13 protein-coding genes are annotated in these 14,418 nt (G+C 71.8%); 8 read left to right on the top strand and 5 right to left on the bottom strand.

Annotated features, from left to right (window positions below; translation table 11 throughout):
* Positions 1-23: 23 nt before the first annotated feature.
* Positions 24-587, bottom strand: a complete 564-nt coding sequence (locus tag ACZ514_RS10920) for a sugar transferase (RefSeq protein WP_468163701.1) — start codon at positions 585-587, stop codon at positions 24-26.
* Positions 588-836: 249 nt separating this feature from the next.
* Between ACZ514_RS10920 and dnaK the strand changes: the two genes are divergently transcribed.
* The 4 genes from dnaK to ACZ514_RS10900 are packed head-to-tail and all read left to right on the top strand — an operon-like array spanning position 837 to position 5,024.
* A complete protein-coding gene (dnaK, locus tag ACZ514_RS10915) occupies positions 837-2,681 on the top strand; it encodes a molecular chaperone DnaK (protein ID WP_468163699.1) in 1,845 nt (614 codons plus the stop codon).
* Complete coding sequence (gene grpE, locus ACZ514_RS10910) at positions 2,681-3,343, top strand: nucleotide exchange factor GrpE (protein WP_388933285.1); 663 nt, start codon at positions 2,681-2,683, stop codon at positions 3,341-3,343. Before dnaK ends, grpE begins: the two co-directional genes overlap by 1 nt.
* Positions 3,344-3,382: 39 nt before the next feature.
* Positions 3,383-4,558, top strand: coding sequence for a molecular chaperone DnaJ (gene dnaJ / locus ACZ514_RS10905; protein ID WP_468163695.1), 1,176 nt, complete (start codon positions 3,383-3,385; stop codon positions 4,556-4,558).
* 1 nt (position 4,559) lies between these two features.
* Positions 4,560-5,024: a heat shock protein transcriptional repressor HspR gene (locus ACZ514_RS10900; RefSeq protein WP_467890142.1), complete on the top strand. Its 465-nt coding sequence runs from the start codon at positions 4,560-4,562 to the stop codon at positions 5,022-5,024.
* A 106-nt stretch (positions 5,025-5,130) separates the two neighbouring features.
* Here the strand turns inward: ACZ514_RS10900 and ACZ514_RS10895 are convergent, their stop codons facing one another.
* Positions 5,131-6,162: a helix-turn-helix transcriptional regulator gene (locus ACZ514_RS10895; protein WP_468163693.1), complete on the bottom strand. Its 1,032-nt coding sequence runs from the start codon at positions 6,160-6,162 to the stop codon at positions 5,131-5,133.
* 282 nt (positions 6,163-6,444) lie between these two features.
* On the opposite strand from ACZ514_RS10895, the gene ACZ514_RS10890 reads away from it, so the two are divergent.
* Positions 6,445-6,759 carry a Rieske (2Fe-2S) protein gene (locus ACZ514_RS10890; RefSeq protein WP_030228709.1) on the top strand — a complete coding sequence of 105 codons (315 nt, stop codon included), beginning with the start codon at positions 6,445-6,447 and terminating at the stop codon, positions 6,757-6,759.
* A gap of 174 nt (positions 6,760-6,933) precedes the next feature.
* Here the strand turns inward: ACZ514_RS10890 and ACZ514_RS10885 are convergent, their stop codons facing one another.
* Positions 6,934-7,338, bottom strand: coding sequence for a pyridoxamine 5'-phosphate oxidase family protein (locus tag ACZ514_RS10885; RefSeq protein WP_468163691.1), 405 nt, complete (start codon positions 7,336-7,338; stop codon positions 6,934-6,936).
* 159 nt (positions 7,339-7,497) lie between these two features.
* On the opposite strand from ACZ514_RS10885, the gene clpB reads away from it, so the two are divergent.
* Together clpB and ACZ514_RS10875 are read left to right on the top strand one after the other, a co-directional pair.
* Complete coding sequence (clpB, locus tag ACZ514_RS10880) at positions 7,498-10,104, top strand: ATP-dependent chaperone ClpB (protein ID WP_468699444.1); 2,607 nt, start codon at positions 7,498-7,500, stop codon at positions 10,102-10,104.
* A gap of 142 nt (positions 10,105-10,246) precedes the next feature.
* Positions 10,247-10,786 (top strand): type III secretion system chaperone family protein, encoded by a 540-nt coding sequence (locus ACZ514_RS10875; RefSeq protein ID WP_467890155.1) that lies wholly within the window; start codon positions 10,247-10,249, stop codon positions 10,784-10,786.
* Positions 10,787-10,798: 12 nt separating this feature from the next.
* Here ACZ514_RS10875 and ACZ514_RS10870 read toward each other — a convergent pair whose 3' ends face one another.
* Positions 10,799-11,950, bottom strand: a complete 1,152-nt coding sequence (locus ACZ514_RS10870) for a hypothetical protein (protein WP_468699445.1) — start codon at positions 11,948-11,950, stop codon at positions 10,799-10,801.
* Between the two features lie 8 nt (positions 11,951-11,958).
* Positions 11,959-13,146: a pyridoxal phosphate-dependent aminotransferase gene (locus ACZ514_RS10865; protein ID WP_469124554.1), complete on the bottom strand. Its 1,188-nt coding sequence runs from the start codon at positions 13,144-13,146 to the stop codon at positions 11,959-11,961.
* A 737-nt stretch (positions 13,147-13,883) separates the two neighbouring features.
* Between ACZ514_RS10865 and ACZ514_RS10860 the strand changes: the two genes are divergently transcribed.
* Positions 13,884-14,402 (top strand): DUF2617 family protein, encoded by a 519-nt coding sequence (locus ACZ514_RS10860; RefSeq protein WP_388933309.1) that lies wholly within the window; start codon positions 13,884-13,886, stop codon positions 14,400-14,402.
* The last annotated feature ends 16 nt before the right edge of the window (positions 14,403-14,418 follow it).

The following is a 14,418-nucleotide window of genomic DNA, read 5'->3' as shown; positions in this document are numbered from 1 at the left end:
GAGCGTGCGGTGATCTGTGTCGCTCAGGCTTGCCTCTGTCGGTAGGCCGCCCGAGGGGTCTTCGCGAGGATCGCGAGATCCATCCCCAGCCAATGGCTCTCCACATAGTGCCGGTCCAGCAGCACCATCTCCTCCCAGGGTAGGTCGGAGCGGGCGCTGACCTGCCACAATCCGGTCATTCCGGGACGTACGAGCAGTCGTTCGGGGTGGTCGGTACGCGGCTCCGGGCGCGGCCCGACCAGCGACATCTCCCCGCGCACCACGTTGAGCAGCCGCGGCAGCCCCTCCAGCGCGCACCGCCGCACCAGCGCCCCCGTCCGCCCGGCGCCCTCGGTGCGCAGCCGCCAGGCCCCGAACGGCCGCCCGCCGAGCCCGAGCGCGGGCTCGCGTACGAGGACCCGCGCGCGGGAGGCCGCGTACAGGGCGGCGGCCGCCGCCAGCAGCGGAGCGGCGCACACCGCCAGCAGCAGCGCGGCCCCGGCCAGGTCGCAGACCCGCTTGGCGGGCGGCCGGGCGGGCCACCGGAGTCGGGGCCGGAGCCGCAGCCGCAGCCCCGGCCGCGCGGGGAGGGGGAGGAGCGAAGGCATGCCAGCACGCTGCCGGACGCCCGCGGCGGCCCCGGCGCGCCGCGCGGCGCGCCCGGGGCGCTGGAACCCGTTCGGGCGTGTTCCGCGGTCGAGGGCCTGCGGGGAGGGTCGAGGGGGTGGTTCCGCCGAGGCGGCCTGAGCGTAGGGGGAGCCTAAAGGTTGAGCCCCCTCGGCTCACCTCTGTTGACGCTCGCCCGGCCTTGGGGCATCCTTGAGTCTGTTCCACTCAAGTCAGCTGGAGGAATCGAAATGGCACGTGCGGTCGGCATCGACCTGGGCACCACTAACTCCGTCGTCAGCGTTCTCGAAGGCGGCGAGCCCACCGTCATCACCAACGCCGAGGGTGCCAGGACCACGCCGTCCGTCGTCGCCTTCGCCAAGAACGGCGAAGTCCTCGTCGGCGAGGTGGCCAAGCGCCAGGCGGTCACGAACGTGGACCGGACCATCCGCTCCGTCAAGCGCCACATGGGCACTGACTGGAAGATCAACCTGGATGGCAAGGACTTCAACCCGCAGCAGATGAGCGCCTTCATCCTGCAGAAGCTGAAGCGCGACGCCGAGGCGTACCTGGGCGAGAAGGTCACGGACGCGGTCATCACCGTCCCGGCGTACTTCAACGACTCCGAGCGCCAGGCGACGAAGGAGGCCGGCGAGATCGCCGGTCTGAACGTCCTGCGCATCGTGAACGAGCCGACGGCCGCCGCCCTGGCCTACGGCCTCGACAAGGACGACCAGACCATTCTCGTCTTCGACCTCGGTGGCGGCACCTTCGACGTGTCGCTCCTGGAGATCGGCGACGGCGTCGTCGAGGTCAAGGCCACCAACGGTGACAACCACCTCGGTGGTGACGACTGGGACCAGCGCGTCGTCGACTACCTGGTGAAGCAGTTCCAGAACGGCCACGGCGTCGACCTGTCCAAGGACAAGATGGCGCTCCAGCGTCTGCGCGAGGCCGCCGAGAAGGCGAAGATCGAGCTGTCCTCCTCCACGGAGACCACGATCAACCTGCCCTACATCACGGCGTCCGCCGAGGGCCCGCTGCACCTGGACGAGAAGCTCACGCGCTCGCAGTTCCAGCAGCTCACCGCGGACCTGCTCGACCGCTGCAAGACCCCGTTCCACAACGTCATCAAGGACGCCGGCATCCAGCTGTCCGAGATCGACCACGTGGTCCTGGTCGGCGGCTCCACCCGCATGCCGGCCGTCGCCGAGCTCGTCAAGGAGCTCACCGGCGGCCAGGACGCCAACAAGGGCGTCAACCCGGACGAGGTCGTGGCCATCGGCGCCACCCTCCAGGCCGGTGTGCTCAAGGGTGAGGTCAAGGACGTCCTGCTCCTCGACGTGACCCCGCTGTCCCTCGGCATCGAGACCAAGGGCGGCATCATGACCAAGCTCATCGAGCGCAACACGACCATCCCGACCAAGCGGTCGGAGATCTTCACGACGGCCGAGGACAACCAGCCGTCGGTGCAGATCCAGGTCTACCAGGGCGAGCGCGAGATCGCGGCGTACAACAAGAAGCTCGGCATGTTCGAGCTGACGGGCCTGCCGCCGGCCCCGCGCGGCGTCCCGCAGATCGAGGTCTCCTTCGACATCGACGCCAACGGCATCATGCACGTCACGGCCAAGGACCTCGGCACGGGCAAGGAGCAGAAGATGACCGTCACCGGCGGCTCCTCGCTCGGCAAGGACGAGGTCGACCGCATGCGCCAGGAGGCGGAGCAGTACGCGGAGGAGGACCTGCGCCGCAAGGAGGCCGCCGAGTCCCGCAACCAGGGCGAGCAGCTCGTCTACCAGACGGAGAAGTTCGTCAAGGACAACGAGGACAAGGTCCCGGCCGACGTCAAGGCCGAGGTCGAGGCCGCCGTCACCGAGCTGAAGGACAAGCTCAAGGGCGAGGACACCGCCGAGATCCGCACCGCGACCGAGAAGCTGGCCGCGGTCAGCCAGAAGCTCGGCCAGGCCATCTACGCCGACGCCCAGGCCGCCCAGGCCGCCGGTGACGCGGGCCAGGCCGGCGCGGCGGACGCCGCCGACGACGTGGTCGACGCCGAGATCGTCGACGACGAGAAGCCGAAGGGCGGCGCTGCCTGATGTCGGAGGAGACCCCGGGTTTCGACAAGGAGCCTGAAGTCCCCACCGGCGCCGGCGCGGACGACGCGGAGCCGAAGGCCGCCGACTCCTCCACGGAGGGCGAGGCGGCCCCGGCCGGGGACAAGGCCCAGGACGTGGCGCTGCTGGCGCAGCTGGACCAGGCCCGTACCGCGCTCGGCGAGCGCACCGCGGACCTCCAGCGGCTCCAGGCCGAGTACCAGAACTACCGCCGCCGCGTGGAGCGGGACCGGGTCGCCGTCAAGGAGATCGCGGTCGCGAGCCTGCTGACGGAGCTCCTCCCGACCCTGGACGACATCGGCCGGGCGCGGGAGCACGGCGAACTGGTCGGCGGCTTCAAGTCGGTGGCCGAGTCGCTGGAGACCGCCGCGGCCAAGATGGGGCTGCAGCAGTTCGGCAAGGAGGGCGAGCCCTTCGACCCGACGATCCACGAGGCCCTGATGCACTCGTACGCGCCGGACGTCACCGAGACGACCTGCGTGGCGATCCTGCAGCCGGGGTACCGGATCGGCGAGCGCACGATCCGCCCCGCGCGGGTCGCGGTGGCCGAGCCCCAGCCGGGCGCGGCCCCCGCGGCGAAGTCCGAGTCCGGTGACGGCGACACGCCGTCCGACAAGGACACGGATGCCCCCGACGAGGGCTGACGCACACCATGTAGGGATCCGAGAGGAGGGACACCCGGGATGAGCACGAAGGACTTCGTCGAGAAGGACTACTACAAGGTCCTCGGTGTCCCGAAGGACGCCACCGAGGCCGAGATCAAGAAGGCGTACCGGAAGCTCGCCCGCGAGTTCCACCCGGACGCCAACAAGGGCGACGCCTCGGCCGAGGAGCGCTTCAAGGAGATCTCCGAGGCGAACGACATCCTCGGCGACGCCAAGAAGCGCAAGGAGTACGACGAGGCCCGCGCGCTGTTCGGGAACGGCGGCTTCCGCCCCGGCCCGGGCGGCGGCGCCTCGTTCAACTTCGACCTGGGCGACCTGTTCGGCGGTACGCAGCAGGGCGGCCAGGGCGGCTTCGGCGGCGGCCTGGGCGACGTCTTCGGCGGCCTGTTCGGCCGGGGCGCCGGCACCGGTGCGGGCCCCCGCACCCAGCCGCGCCGCGGCCAGGACATCGAGTCGGAGGTCACCCTCTCCTTCACGGAGGCCGTGGACGGCGCGACCGTCCCGCTGCGGATGTCCTCGCAGGCCCCCTGCAAGGCCTGCTCGGGCACCGGCGACCAGAACGGCACCCCCCGGGTGTGTCCGACCTGCGTCGGTACCGGCCAGGTCTCCCGGGGCAGCGGCGGCGGCTTCTCGCTGACCGACCCCTGCGCGGACTGCAAGGGCCGCGGCCTGATCGCGGAGACCCCCTGCGAGGTGTGCAAGGGCAGCGGGCGCGCCCGCAGCTCCCGCACCATGCAGGTCCGGATCCCCGCGGGCGTCTCCGACGGCCAGCGGATCCGGCTGCGCGGCAAGGGCGCACCGGGCGAGCGGGGCGGCCCGGCGGGCGACCTGTACGTGGTGGTGCACGTCGGCACGCACCCGGTGTTCGGCCGCAAGGGCGACAACCTCACGGTGACGGTCCCCGTGACCTTCGCGGAGGCCGCCCTGGGCGCCGACATCAAGGTGCCGACCCTGGGCGGCCCGCCGGTCACCCTGAAGCTCCCCCCGGGCACCCCCGGCGGCCGCACCATGCGGGCCCGCGGCAAGGGCGCGGTCCGCAAGGACGGCACCCGCGGCGACCTGCTCGTCACGGTGGAGGTCGCGGTCCCGGCGGAGCTGTCGGACAAGGCCCGCGAGGCCCTGGAGATGTACCGGGACGCCACCGGGTCCGAGGACCCGCGCGCCCTCCTGTTCGAGTCCGCGAAGGGAGCATGACATGGACGGCCGCCGACGACAGCCCCGCTTCGGCGAGGGGGCGTACCAGCTCACCGACGAGACCCCGGTCTACGTGATCTCGGTGGCCGCCCAGCTCTCGGGCCTGCATCCGCAGACCCTGCGCCAGTACGACCGCCTCGGCCTGGTCTCCCCGGACCGTACCGCCGGCCGCGGCCGGCGGTATTCGGCCAGGGACATCGAACTGCTCCGCACGGTGCAGCAGCTGTCCCAGGACGAGGGCATCAACCTGGCGGGGATCAAGCGGATCATCGAACTGGAGAACCAGGTGGCCGCGCTCCAGCAGCGCGTCGCCGAGCTGTCCGCCGCCGTGGACGGGGCGGCCGCCGCCCTGCGGGCCCGCGAGGCCCAGGTGCACGCCTCGTACCGCCGCGACCTGGTCCCGTACCAGCCGCCCGTGCCGGGCAACGCGCTGGTCGTCTGGCGTCCCAAGCGCACCGGCGACTGACCTCCCCGAGCGCCCTGAAGGCCCCGTCAGCCCCCTCCCGTCGCGGAGCGGGCCCCGGCGGGGCCTTCCGCGCGTCACGGGCCCTGCGGGGCCCCTGGGGCCCGCCTCAGCCCTCCGGGAGCTCCGCCGGGTTCGTGCTGTGCAGGATCCCGGACTGGGCGATGAGGTAGCCCAGCTGGGCCCGGCTGCCGCTGCCCAGGGCGGCGGCCAGTTTCGCGATGTGCGCGCGGCAGGTGCGGACGTTCATTCCCAGCCGGCGGGCGATCGCCTCGTCCACGTGCCCCTCGATCAGCAGCTGGGCGATGGACCGCTGGACTCCCGAGATACCATCCGGGTGGTGCGTGTAGGTGACCTCGTCGCCCAACGGCACGGCCCGGCGCCACAGTTGCTCGAAGACCTTGATGAGGTAGTCCACCAGTCCCGGGTGCCGCAGTTCCAGGGCCACCCGCCGGTCGTCGCTGGCGGGGATGATGGCCACGGTGCGGTCGAAGATCATGAGACGCTCTATCAGCTCCTCCAGCGTGCGGATCTCCACCTTCCCCGTGGAGATCCGGTCCACGTAGGCGAGCGTGCCCTGGCTGTGCCGCACGGTGTGCTGGTAGAGCGTCCGGATGCTCACCCCGCGGTCGATCATCGGCGTGGCCCGCTCCAGGGACTCGCTGAGGACGAAGGTGGGGCGGGCGCCGCCCGGCTGCACCGTCAGGGCCTCGGTGTGGCACTCGGCGGTGGCCAGGTCGATGGCGGCGTTGATCTGGTCGAACCCCTCCAGCACCGTGATGGCGTGGGTGTTGGCGGGGCTCTGCGCGCTGATGGTGAGGAACGGCTCGAATGCATCGGTGAGATCTACGGCGGTGCGTCTGCGCTCCTGGATCTCGCGTTCGATCGGATGGAGCCGCTGGGCCAGCGCGATGGACGGAGGAACCGCGCGCAGCTGGTTCGCGTCGTCCGGGTCGGGTCGCAGCAGTGCGAATTCGAGCAGGCAGGGGGCGTTCACGACCTCGCCGCGGGCCACGCGGCCGGTGCTCAGGGCGGCCGCGTACAGTCGCGCTCCCTCGCTGCACATCTCGGTGACGGGGTGGTGATGTGTCGGGTTTATGTCGCTCTTGGGCAAATCTCCACCCCCCAGGGTCCTGAACATGTAAGAACATGATGCATCGTCCCTGTGGCACTGACGTGCCTGAATGAGCCATCGTCTGTCAGTGCGGGGGAGAGGATTCCATCAAGTGAGGACGAAGCCGACCATGTATAAGAGAATGCTTCGCTCGGCGCTTGCCGTTGTTTTCTCCGCCGTCGCGGTCTTTGGAGCAGTCGTCGCCGTCAGCGGTGACGAGGGAAGCGCTCAGGCTGGTGCCAGCTCGTTGGCCGGGACGGCGGCCGAGAGCGATTTCGGCTGGAACAGCACCCCTGCGAAGGCGTCCTGATGACCCCCGACGACCGCGACTTCCGCCGCGAGATGGCTTCCGCCTACCGTTCCGGGTGGCAGTTCATCGACCTCGCCACGGCGATCCCCTACGCCGGCGACTCGCTGATGGTCACCCTTTTCGGCCAGCCGATAGTCGTCGTGCGCGAGGAGGACGAGGACGTCCGTGCCTACCGCTGCCTGCGCCGCCCCCGGGGCGCACCGCAGCCCGTCCGCTGCGAAGTGCGGTACGGCATGGTCTTCGTCAACCTCGACCAGCGTGACCACCAGCTCTTCGAACCCGATATCACCACCGCCACCCCCCGCAGTGCCTGAGGCGATTCCCCCGTCGTTGCAGATCGCTCCAGGTGCTACCCCCACACAACGGCGCCATCGTGGACCTGACCACGATGGCGCCGTTGTGATGTGCGCGTCCAGTGGTTGAACCGGACAATCGCCCGGGGAACCGTCGGGAAGCGCTCGAGGACTCCCGCCGCCCGCCGTTCGCCCTCAGGCCCGGCCCATGGCCCGGTCGAGGGCGATCTCCAGGACCACCCGGTCCGGGTTCGGCGAGGGCGTCCGCCCGTACCGCTCCGCGTAGCGCGCCACGGCCTCCGCGACCGAGGCCTCGTCCGTGCGGATGACCGCGCGCCCCTCCAGGGTGGCCCAGCGCCTGCCCTCCATCTGGCAGACCGCGGCGCGCGCGCCGCCGCCGGGCGCCGCCAGGACGTTGCGGACCTTCTTGCTGTGCTTGTTGCTGATCACCCGCGCCAGCCCCGCCTCGGGGTCGTACGTCACGCCCACCGGCACCACGTGCGGGGTGCCGTCCGGGCGCGGGGTGGTCAGGGTGCAGACGTGCCGCTCCCGCCAGAAGGCGAGGTACTCGGGCGTCGGGTTGAGTACGTCATGGGACATGGGCCGAAGCGTACGCCCGCGGACCGGCCGGTCCGGCAGGAGAACGGCCTTGAGTGGAATAGACTCAACTTTGCAGATGCTGAACCTGTCAGAGTGCGTACGCCACCGCCCGTCGCGTGCCGAGCGCCACGCAGACCCGCAGGAGAGGAGAAACCGAGAATGGACGCCGAGCTGACCAACAAGAGCCGCGACGCCCTGAACGCGGCCACGAGCAGGGCCGTCAAGGACGGACACGCCGACCTGACCCCCGCGCACCTCCTGCTGGCCCTGCTCGCCGGTGAGGACAACGAGAACGTCACCGACCTGCTGGTCGCCACCGACGCCGACCAGGCCGCCGTCCGCGCCGGGGCCGAGCGGCTGCTCGCCGCCCTGCCCAGCGTCACCGGTTCCACGGTCGCGCCCCCGCAGCCCAGCCGCGACCTGCTCGCCGTACTGGCCGAGGCCGACGCCCAGGCCGGCCGCCTGGGCGACGAGTACCTCTCCACCGAACACCTCCTCATCGCCATCGCCGCCAAGGGCGGACCGGCCGGTGAGGTCCTGTCCGCCCAGGGCGCCACGGCGAAGAAGCTGCTGGACGCCTTCCAGAACGCACGAGGAGGACGGCGGGTGACCACCCCCGACCCGGAGGGCCAGTACAAGGCCCTGGAGAAGTTCGGCACCGACTTCACCGCCGCCGCCCGCGACGGCAAGCTCGACCCCGTCATCGGCCGCGACCACGAGATCCGGCGCGTCGTCCAGGTCCTCTCCCGCCGCACCAAGAACAACCCGGTGCTCATCGGCGAGCCCGGCGTCGGCAAGACCGCCGTCGTCGAGGGCCTGGCCCAGCGCATCGTCAAGGGCGACGTCCCCGAGTCCCTCAAGGGCAAGCGGCTCGTCTCCCTCGACCTCGGCGCGATGGTGGCCGGCGCCAAGTACCGCGGCGAGTTCGAGGAGCGGCTCAAGACCGTCCTCGCCGAGATCAAGTCGAGCGAGGGCCAGATCATCACCTTCATCGACGAGCTCCACACCGTCGTCGGCGCCGGGGCCGGCGGGGACTCCGCCATGGACGCGGGCAACATGCTCAAGCCCATGCTGGCCCGCGGCGAGCTGCGCATGGTCGGCGCGACGACCCTCGACGAGTACCGCGAGCGGATCGAGAAGGACCCGGCGCTGGAGCGCCGCTTCCAGCAGGTGCTGGTCGCCGAACCCACCGTCGAGGACACCATCGCGATCCTGCGCGGGCTCAAGGGCCGCTACGAGGCCCACCACAAGGTCGTCATCAACGACAGCGCCCTCGTCGCCGCCGCCACCCTCTCCGACCGCTACATCACCTCCCGCTTCCTCCCCGACAAGGCCATCGACCTCGTCGACGAGGCGGCCTCCCGGCTCCGCATGGAGATCGACTCCTCGCCCGTGGAGATCGACGAGCTCCAGCGCTCCGTGGACCGCCTGCGGATGGAGGAGCTGGCCCTCAACAACGAGTCCGACCCCGCCTCCCGCGAACGCCTCGACAAGATCCGCAAGGACCTCGCGGACAAGGAGGAGGAGCTGCGCGGCCTCACCGCCCGCTGGGAGAAGGAGAAGCAGTCCCTCAACCGCGTCGGCGAGCTCAAGGAGCGCCTGGACGACCTGCGCGGCCAGGCCGAGCGCGCCCAGCGCGACGGCGACTTCGACACCGCCTCCAAGCTGCTCTACGGAGAGATCCCGCAGCTGGAGCGCGAGCTGGCCGAGGCCACCGAGGCCGAGGCCGCGGCCGAGGCGTCGAAGGACTCCATGGTCAAGGACGAGGTCGGGCCCGACGACATCGCCGACGTGGTCGGCGCCTGGACGGGCATCCCGGCCGGCCGCCTCCTCGAGGGGGAGACCCAGAAGCTCCTGCGCATGGAGGACGAGCTGGGCCGCCGCCTGATCGGCCAGACCGAGGCCGTACGGGCCGTCGCGGACGCCGTGCGCCGCACCCGCGCCGGCATCGCCGACCCGGACCGGCCGACCGGCTCGTTCCTCTTCCTGGGCCCGACGGGCGTGGGCAAGACCGAGCTGGCCAAGGCCCTCGCGGACTTCCTCTTCGACGACGAGCGGGCCATGGTCCGCATCGACATGTCGGAGTACTCCGAGAAGCACAGCGTGGCCCGGCTCGTCGGCGCCCCGCCCGGCTACGTCGGCTACGAGGAGGGCGGCCAGCTCACCGAGGCCGTCCGCCGCCGCCCGTACAGCGTGGTGCTGCTGGACGAGGTCGAAAAGGCGCACCCCGAGGTCTTCGACATCCTGCTCCAGGTCCTCGACGACGGCCGTCTCACCGACGGCCAGGGCCGGACGGTGGACTTCCGCAACACCATCCTGATCCTCACCTCCAACCTGGGCAGCCAGTTCCTGAGCGGGCACGGCCCGGGTGAGCCCGTCACCCCGGAGGAGCGCAGGAAGGAGCAGGTCCTCGAGGTGGTCCGGGCGAGCTTCAAGCCGGAGTTCCTCAACCGCCTCGACGACCTCGTGGTCTTCTCCGCGCTGACCCGCGACGAGCTGACGCACATCGCCGAGCTCCAGATCGCCCGGCTCGCCAAGCGCCTCGCCGACCGCCGGCTCGTCCTGGACGTCACCCCCGGGGCCCTGGCCTGGCTGGCGGACAAGGGCTACGACCCGGCGTACGGAGCCCGGCCGCTGCGCCGCCTGATCCAGACGGCCGTGGGCGACCGCCTCGCGAAGGAGATCCTCTCCGGCGAGGTCCGCGACGGCGACACCGTACGGGTCGACGTGGCCGGCGACGGCCTGCTGGTCGGCCGGGCCGGGTAAGGGTCCGCCCGGACGGCGGGCGCCCTCCCGCGACGGCCGCCGCGCCCCCGTGTCCGCCCGGAGCGGATCGGGGGTGCGGGGCTGGACACGGGGTGGGCGCGATGGGGGAGGATGGCGGTATCCGCACGAAGGGAAGTACACGGTGAGCATCGACCCGGCCTCGATTCCGAACTTCGGGGGTAAGCCCGAACCGCAAGGCCAAGGACCGGCGGGCCCCGTCGTCCCCGACCAGGACCTGGTCAAGCAGCTCCTGGAGCAGATGGAGCTGAAGTACGTCGTCGACGACGAGGGTGACCTCGCGGCGCCGTGGGAGGACTTCCGCACCTACTTCATGTTCCGCGGCGAGGGCGAGCAGCAGGTCTTCTCCGTCCGGACCTTCTACGACCGTCCGCACGCCATCGACGACAAGCCGCAGCTGCTCGAGTCGATCGACGACTGGAACCGCCGCACCCTGTGGCCCAAGGTCTACAGCCACACGCACGACGACGGCTCCGTCCGCCTGATCGGCGAGGCGCAGATGCTGATCGGCACCGGCGTCAGCCTGGAGCACTTCGTGTCCTCCACGGTCAGCTGGGTCCGCGCGTCGATCGAGTTCGACAAGTGGCTGCTCGAACAGCTCGGCCTGGAGAAGGACGTCGACTCCGCCGAGGGCGACGACAAGAAGGAGGAGGACGGCGAGTAGCCGTCCCTCCCCTCACAGGGGTACCCGCGCGATCAGGAGCAGGTACGCCCCGTAGCCGTACGAGAGCCCGGCCAGGCCGGCGGTCACCGCGACCGCCGTGCGCGGCCGGGCTCTCGCCAGTGCGGCCGCCACCGGCAGCAGCAGCGGGAACGCGGGCAGCAGGAACCGGGGCTTCGACTCGAAGAAGCCCGCCCCGCCGAAGGTGATCACCAGCAGCGTCCCGGCGTACACGAGCAGCGGCAGCGGCGTCCGGTCCAGTACGGCCAGGACCGCCAGCAGCCCGGCGGCGGCCAGCGCGGCCAGCGTCACCCCGGCCGGGATCGTCACGGGTCCGCCGGACAGCGCCCGCCAGGCCGCCTCGAGGGTCCCGCCGCCGAAGTCGAAGCGCGAGCCCCACTGCCGCTGCACGGTGAAGTAGCCGAGGGGATCGTGCCGGTGCGCCCCGACGGCGACGACGTACGAGGCCCAGCCCGCGGGCGCGAGCAGCCCGGCCGCCCACACCGCGGGCGCGCGGTTGCCCCGTACCGCCAGCTCCCGCAGGGCCAGCACCGTCACGGCGGCGGCCACGGCGATCCCGGTGGGCCGGGTCAGTCCGGCGAGCGCCGCCAGGGAGGCCGCCCACAGCCAGCGCTCCCGCAGCAGCGCGTACAGGGACCAGGCGGCCAGGGCGCACAGCAGCGGCTCCGTGTAGGCGAGGCTCAGCACCACGGCGTGCGGCAGCGCCGCCCACAGCGCGACCAGCAGCACCCCCGCCCGCGCCCCCAGCAGCAGCTCCCCGATCCGGTACACGCCGACGGCGGCCACCGCCGCGGCCGTCCAGGCCACCACGAGCCCCGCGACGGGTCCGCCGCCGAGGAGGTCCACCAGCAGCGGGTACAGCGGGAAGAAGGCGTAGTCGCTCTGGATGGAGTCCGAGGCCGGCCACATCTGGGTGCGGCCGTAGCCGTGGGCGGCGATGGAGAGGTACCAGAAGGAGTCCCAGGAGCCGCCGAGCACCTTCACCGGGTTCCGGCCGTCCCACCACGCGCCCAGGGCGATCACCAGCACCCCGGCGCCGCGCACCGCGGCGAACACCCCGAGCGCGAGCCCGGCCGGCCGGGCCGTCCCCGGTCTTCGCCCCGTGCGCGCGGAGGCGGGCGGGGTCCGTCCCGTCGTCACGCCCATGCCGTGCCCTACAGCTGCCGGAGGCGGTCCACGGCCTCCTGGAGGACGTGGGTCTGCTTGCAGAAGGCCCAGCGGACCTGGGTGGCCCCGGCGGACGTGTCGTCGTAGAAGACCTGGTTGGGGATGGCGACCACCCCGCAGCGCTCGGGCAGGGCGCGGCAGAAGGCGAGGCCGTCCTTCTCGCCCAGGGGTGCGATGTCGGTGGTGACGAAGTAGGTGCCCTGCGGGCGGAAGACCTCGAAGCCGGCGGCGGTCAGGCCGTCGCAGAGGAGGTCGCGCTTGGCGGCGAGGTCCGCGCGGAAGGCGTCGAAGTAGGAGCCGGGGAGGGCGAGGGCCTCGGCGACGGCGTACTGGAAGGGGCCGGAGGAGACGTACGTCAGGAACTGCTTGGCCGAGCGGACCGCGGAGACCAGCGCGGGCGGGGCGGTGATCCAGCCGACCTTCCAGCCCGTGAAGGAGAAGGTCTTTCCGGCGGAGGAGATGGTGACGGTGCGCTCGCGCATGCCGGGCAGGGACGCCAGCGGCACGTGCCCGCCCTCGAAGACGAGGTGTTCGTAGACCTCGTCGGTGACGACCAGCAGGTCGCGTTCCACGGCGAGTTCGGCGATGACGGCCAGTTCCTCGCGGGTCAGGACGGTGCCCGTCGGGTTGTGCGGGGTGTTCAGCAGGAGCAGCCGCGTGCGCGGGGTGACGGCGTCGCGCAGGGCGTCGAGGTCGGGGCGGAAGTGCGGGGCGCGCAGGGTGAGCGGGACGCGGACCGCGCCGGCCATGGCGATGCAGGCGGCGTAGGAGTCGTAGAACGGCTCCAGCGCGATGACCTCGTCGCCCGGTTCGAGGAGGGCGAGGAGGGAGGCGGCGATGGCCTCGGTGGCACCGGCGGTGACGAGGACCTCGGTGTCCGGGTCGTAGGACAGGCCGTAGAAGCGCCGCTGGTGGGCGGCGACCGCGGTGCGCAGCTCGGGGATCCCGGGGGCCGGCGGGTACTGGTTGCCGCGGCCGTCGCGGATCGCGCGCACGGCGGCTTCGGCGATCTCGGCGGGGCCGTCGGTGTCGGGGAAACCCTGGCCCAGGTTGATCGACCCGGTGCGGGCGGCCAGCGCCGACATCTCCGCGAAGATCGTGGTGCCGAAGGAGGCAAGGCGGCGGTTGAGGAAGGGGCGGCTGCTGCTGCTCGCGGGTGCGCTCATGGGCGCCATCCTGCGGGGAACCTCTGGAGTAGCTCAAGTGTGCTTTCGAGGCGTTGGCGCGGGGGCATCCCCCCTGCACGCGGGCCACGGGGGTGCCGCGACCCGGGTGACCGGGGTGTGAGGAAGGGGGCGGGGCCGTGGTCCTTGTCCTGGTTCTCGTGGTGGCGGCGGTCGTGGGGATCGTCCTGTTGGTGAGGCACTTCTCCGAGCCGGGCGGCAGCCGGTCCGGCGGCTCCGGCTCCAGCGGGTGGGCGGCCGGCGGGGGGTCCTCGTCGTCCTGCGGGTCGTCGTCCTCCTGCGGGTCGTCGTCCTCGTCCTGCGGTTCGTCCTCCTCGTGCGGGTCCTCGTCCTCCTGCGGTGGCGGAGGCTGCGGGTCCAGCTGACACTGGTACGGGTGCCGCGGGCGGCGAACCGGACGATGAGGGAAGGGGGCGCGGATCCGGTGTGGAAGGGGCGCCCGCCGGGGACAACTTCCTTCGGGCGTCCGCTTGTTCGGGCCGGCACTACGGCGTACGGGCGGCGTCGTGTTGAACACGTGAACCGTGAAGCCCCCGGGGGGATGTAAACCCCGTCAAGTTGGGTAAAAACGCTGTGAGTGCCGTGCCTTTCATGATTCCCTCGGTTGAGTAGACCAGTCCCCGGACCTCTCCGGGACTTCCTGTGGACCGGTGCCGGTGTCCCCCCACCCGTTGACTACCGCTGGCGGGCCCCGGCCCATCTCCCTCGCGCGTTTGCGGAGCCGACTCATGCTCACGACCCTCCAGACCACCTACACCGACACGCGTGCCGCCGATCTCGCCTGGGCCCTGGGACGCGACCGGCTGCCCGCCCTGGCCGTACTGAACCTCCAGCTCGCGGACGCGAAGGTGGAGTTGCGCCTGCTCGGGGCCTCTCACCAGGTGCTCCTGGAGGAGGGTGAGGTGCTCTGCTCGGAGACGGTCGCCTGCATGCCCGGCAGCAGTACGCCGCTGCCGCTCGGCGTGGCGAAGCGGGTGGGCGACTACGAGTACGAGTTCGCCGCGCGGGTCGAGACGCTCTCGCGGGGCTCCTTCGCGGGACGGGCCCAGGAGCTGCTCGCACTGGTCGCGGACCATCCGAACGGGCTAGCCGGCACCTTTCCCGGTGACCCGCACGCGTTCACCGCGATGCTCGCCCAGCGCCACGAGGGGCAGGTCCGCTGGCGCACCTGGCACGCGTACCCGCAGGAGGGGCAGCTGGTGGCCACCCGCACCCGGGTGGGCGTACGCATGGGCGCGCCCGTCTAGGGCGCAGGGCGTGGGG

This window comes from Streptomyces sp. NPDC034086 (assembly GCF_055575515.1).
Note: the sequence above shows the minus strand (reverse complement) of the source record. Positions and strands in the feature narration are given on the sequence as shown.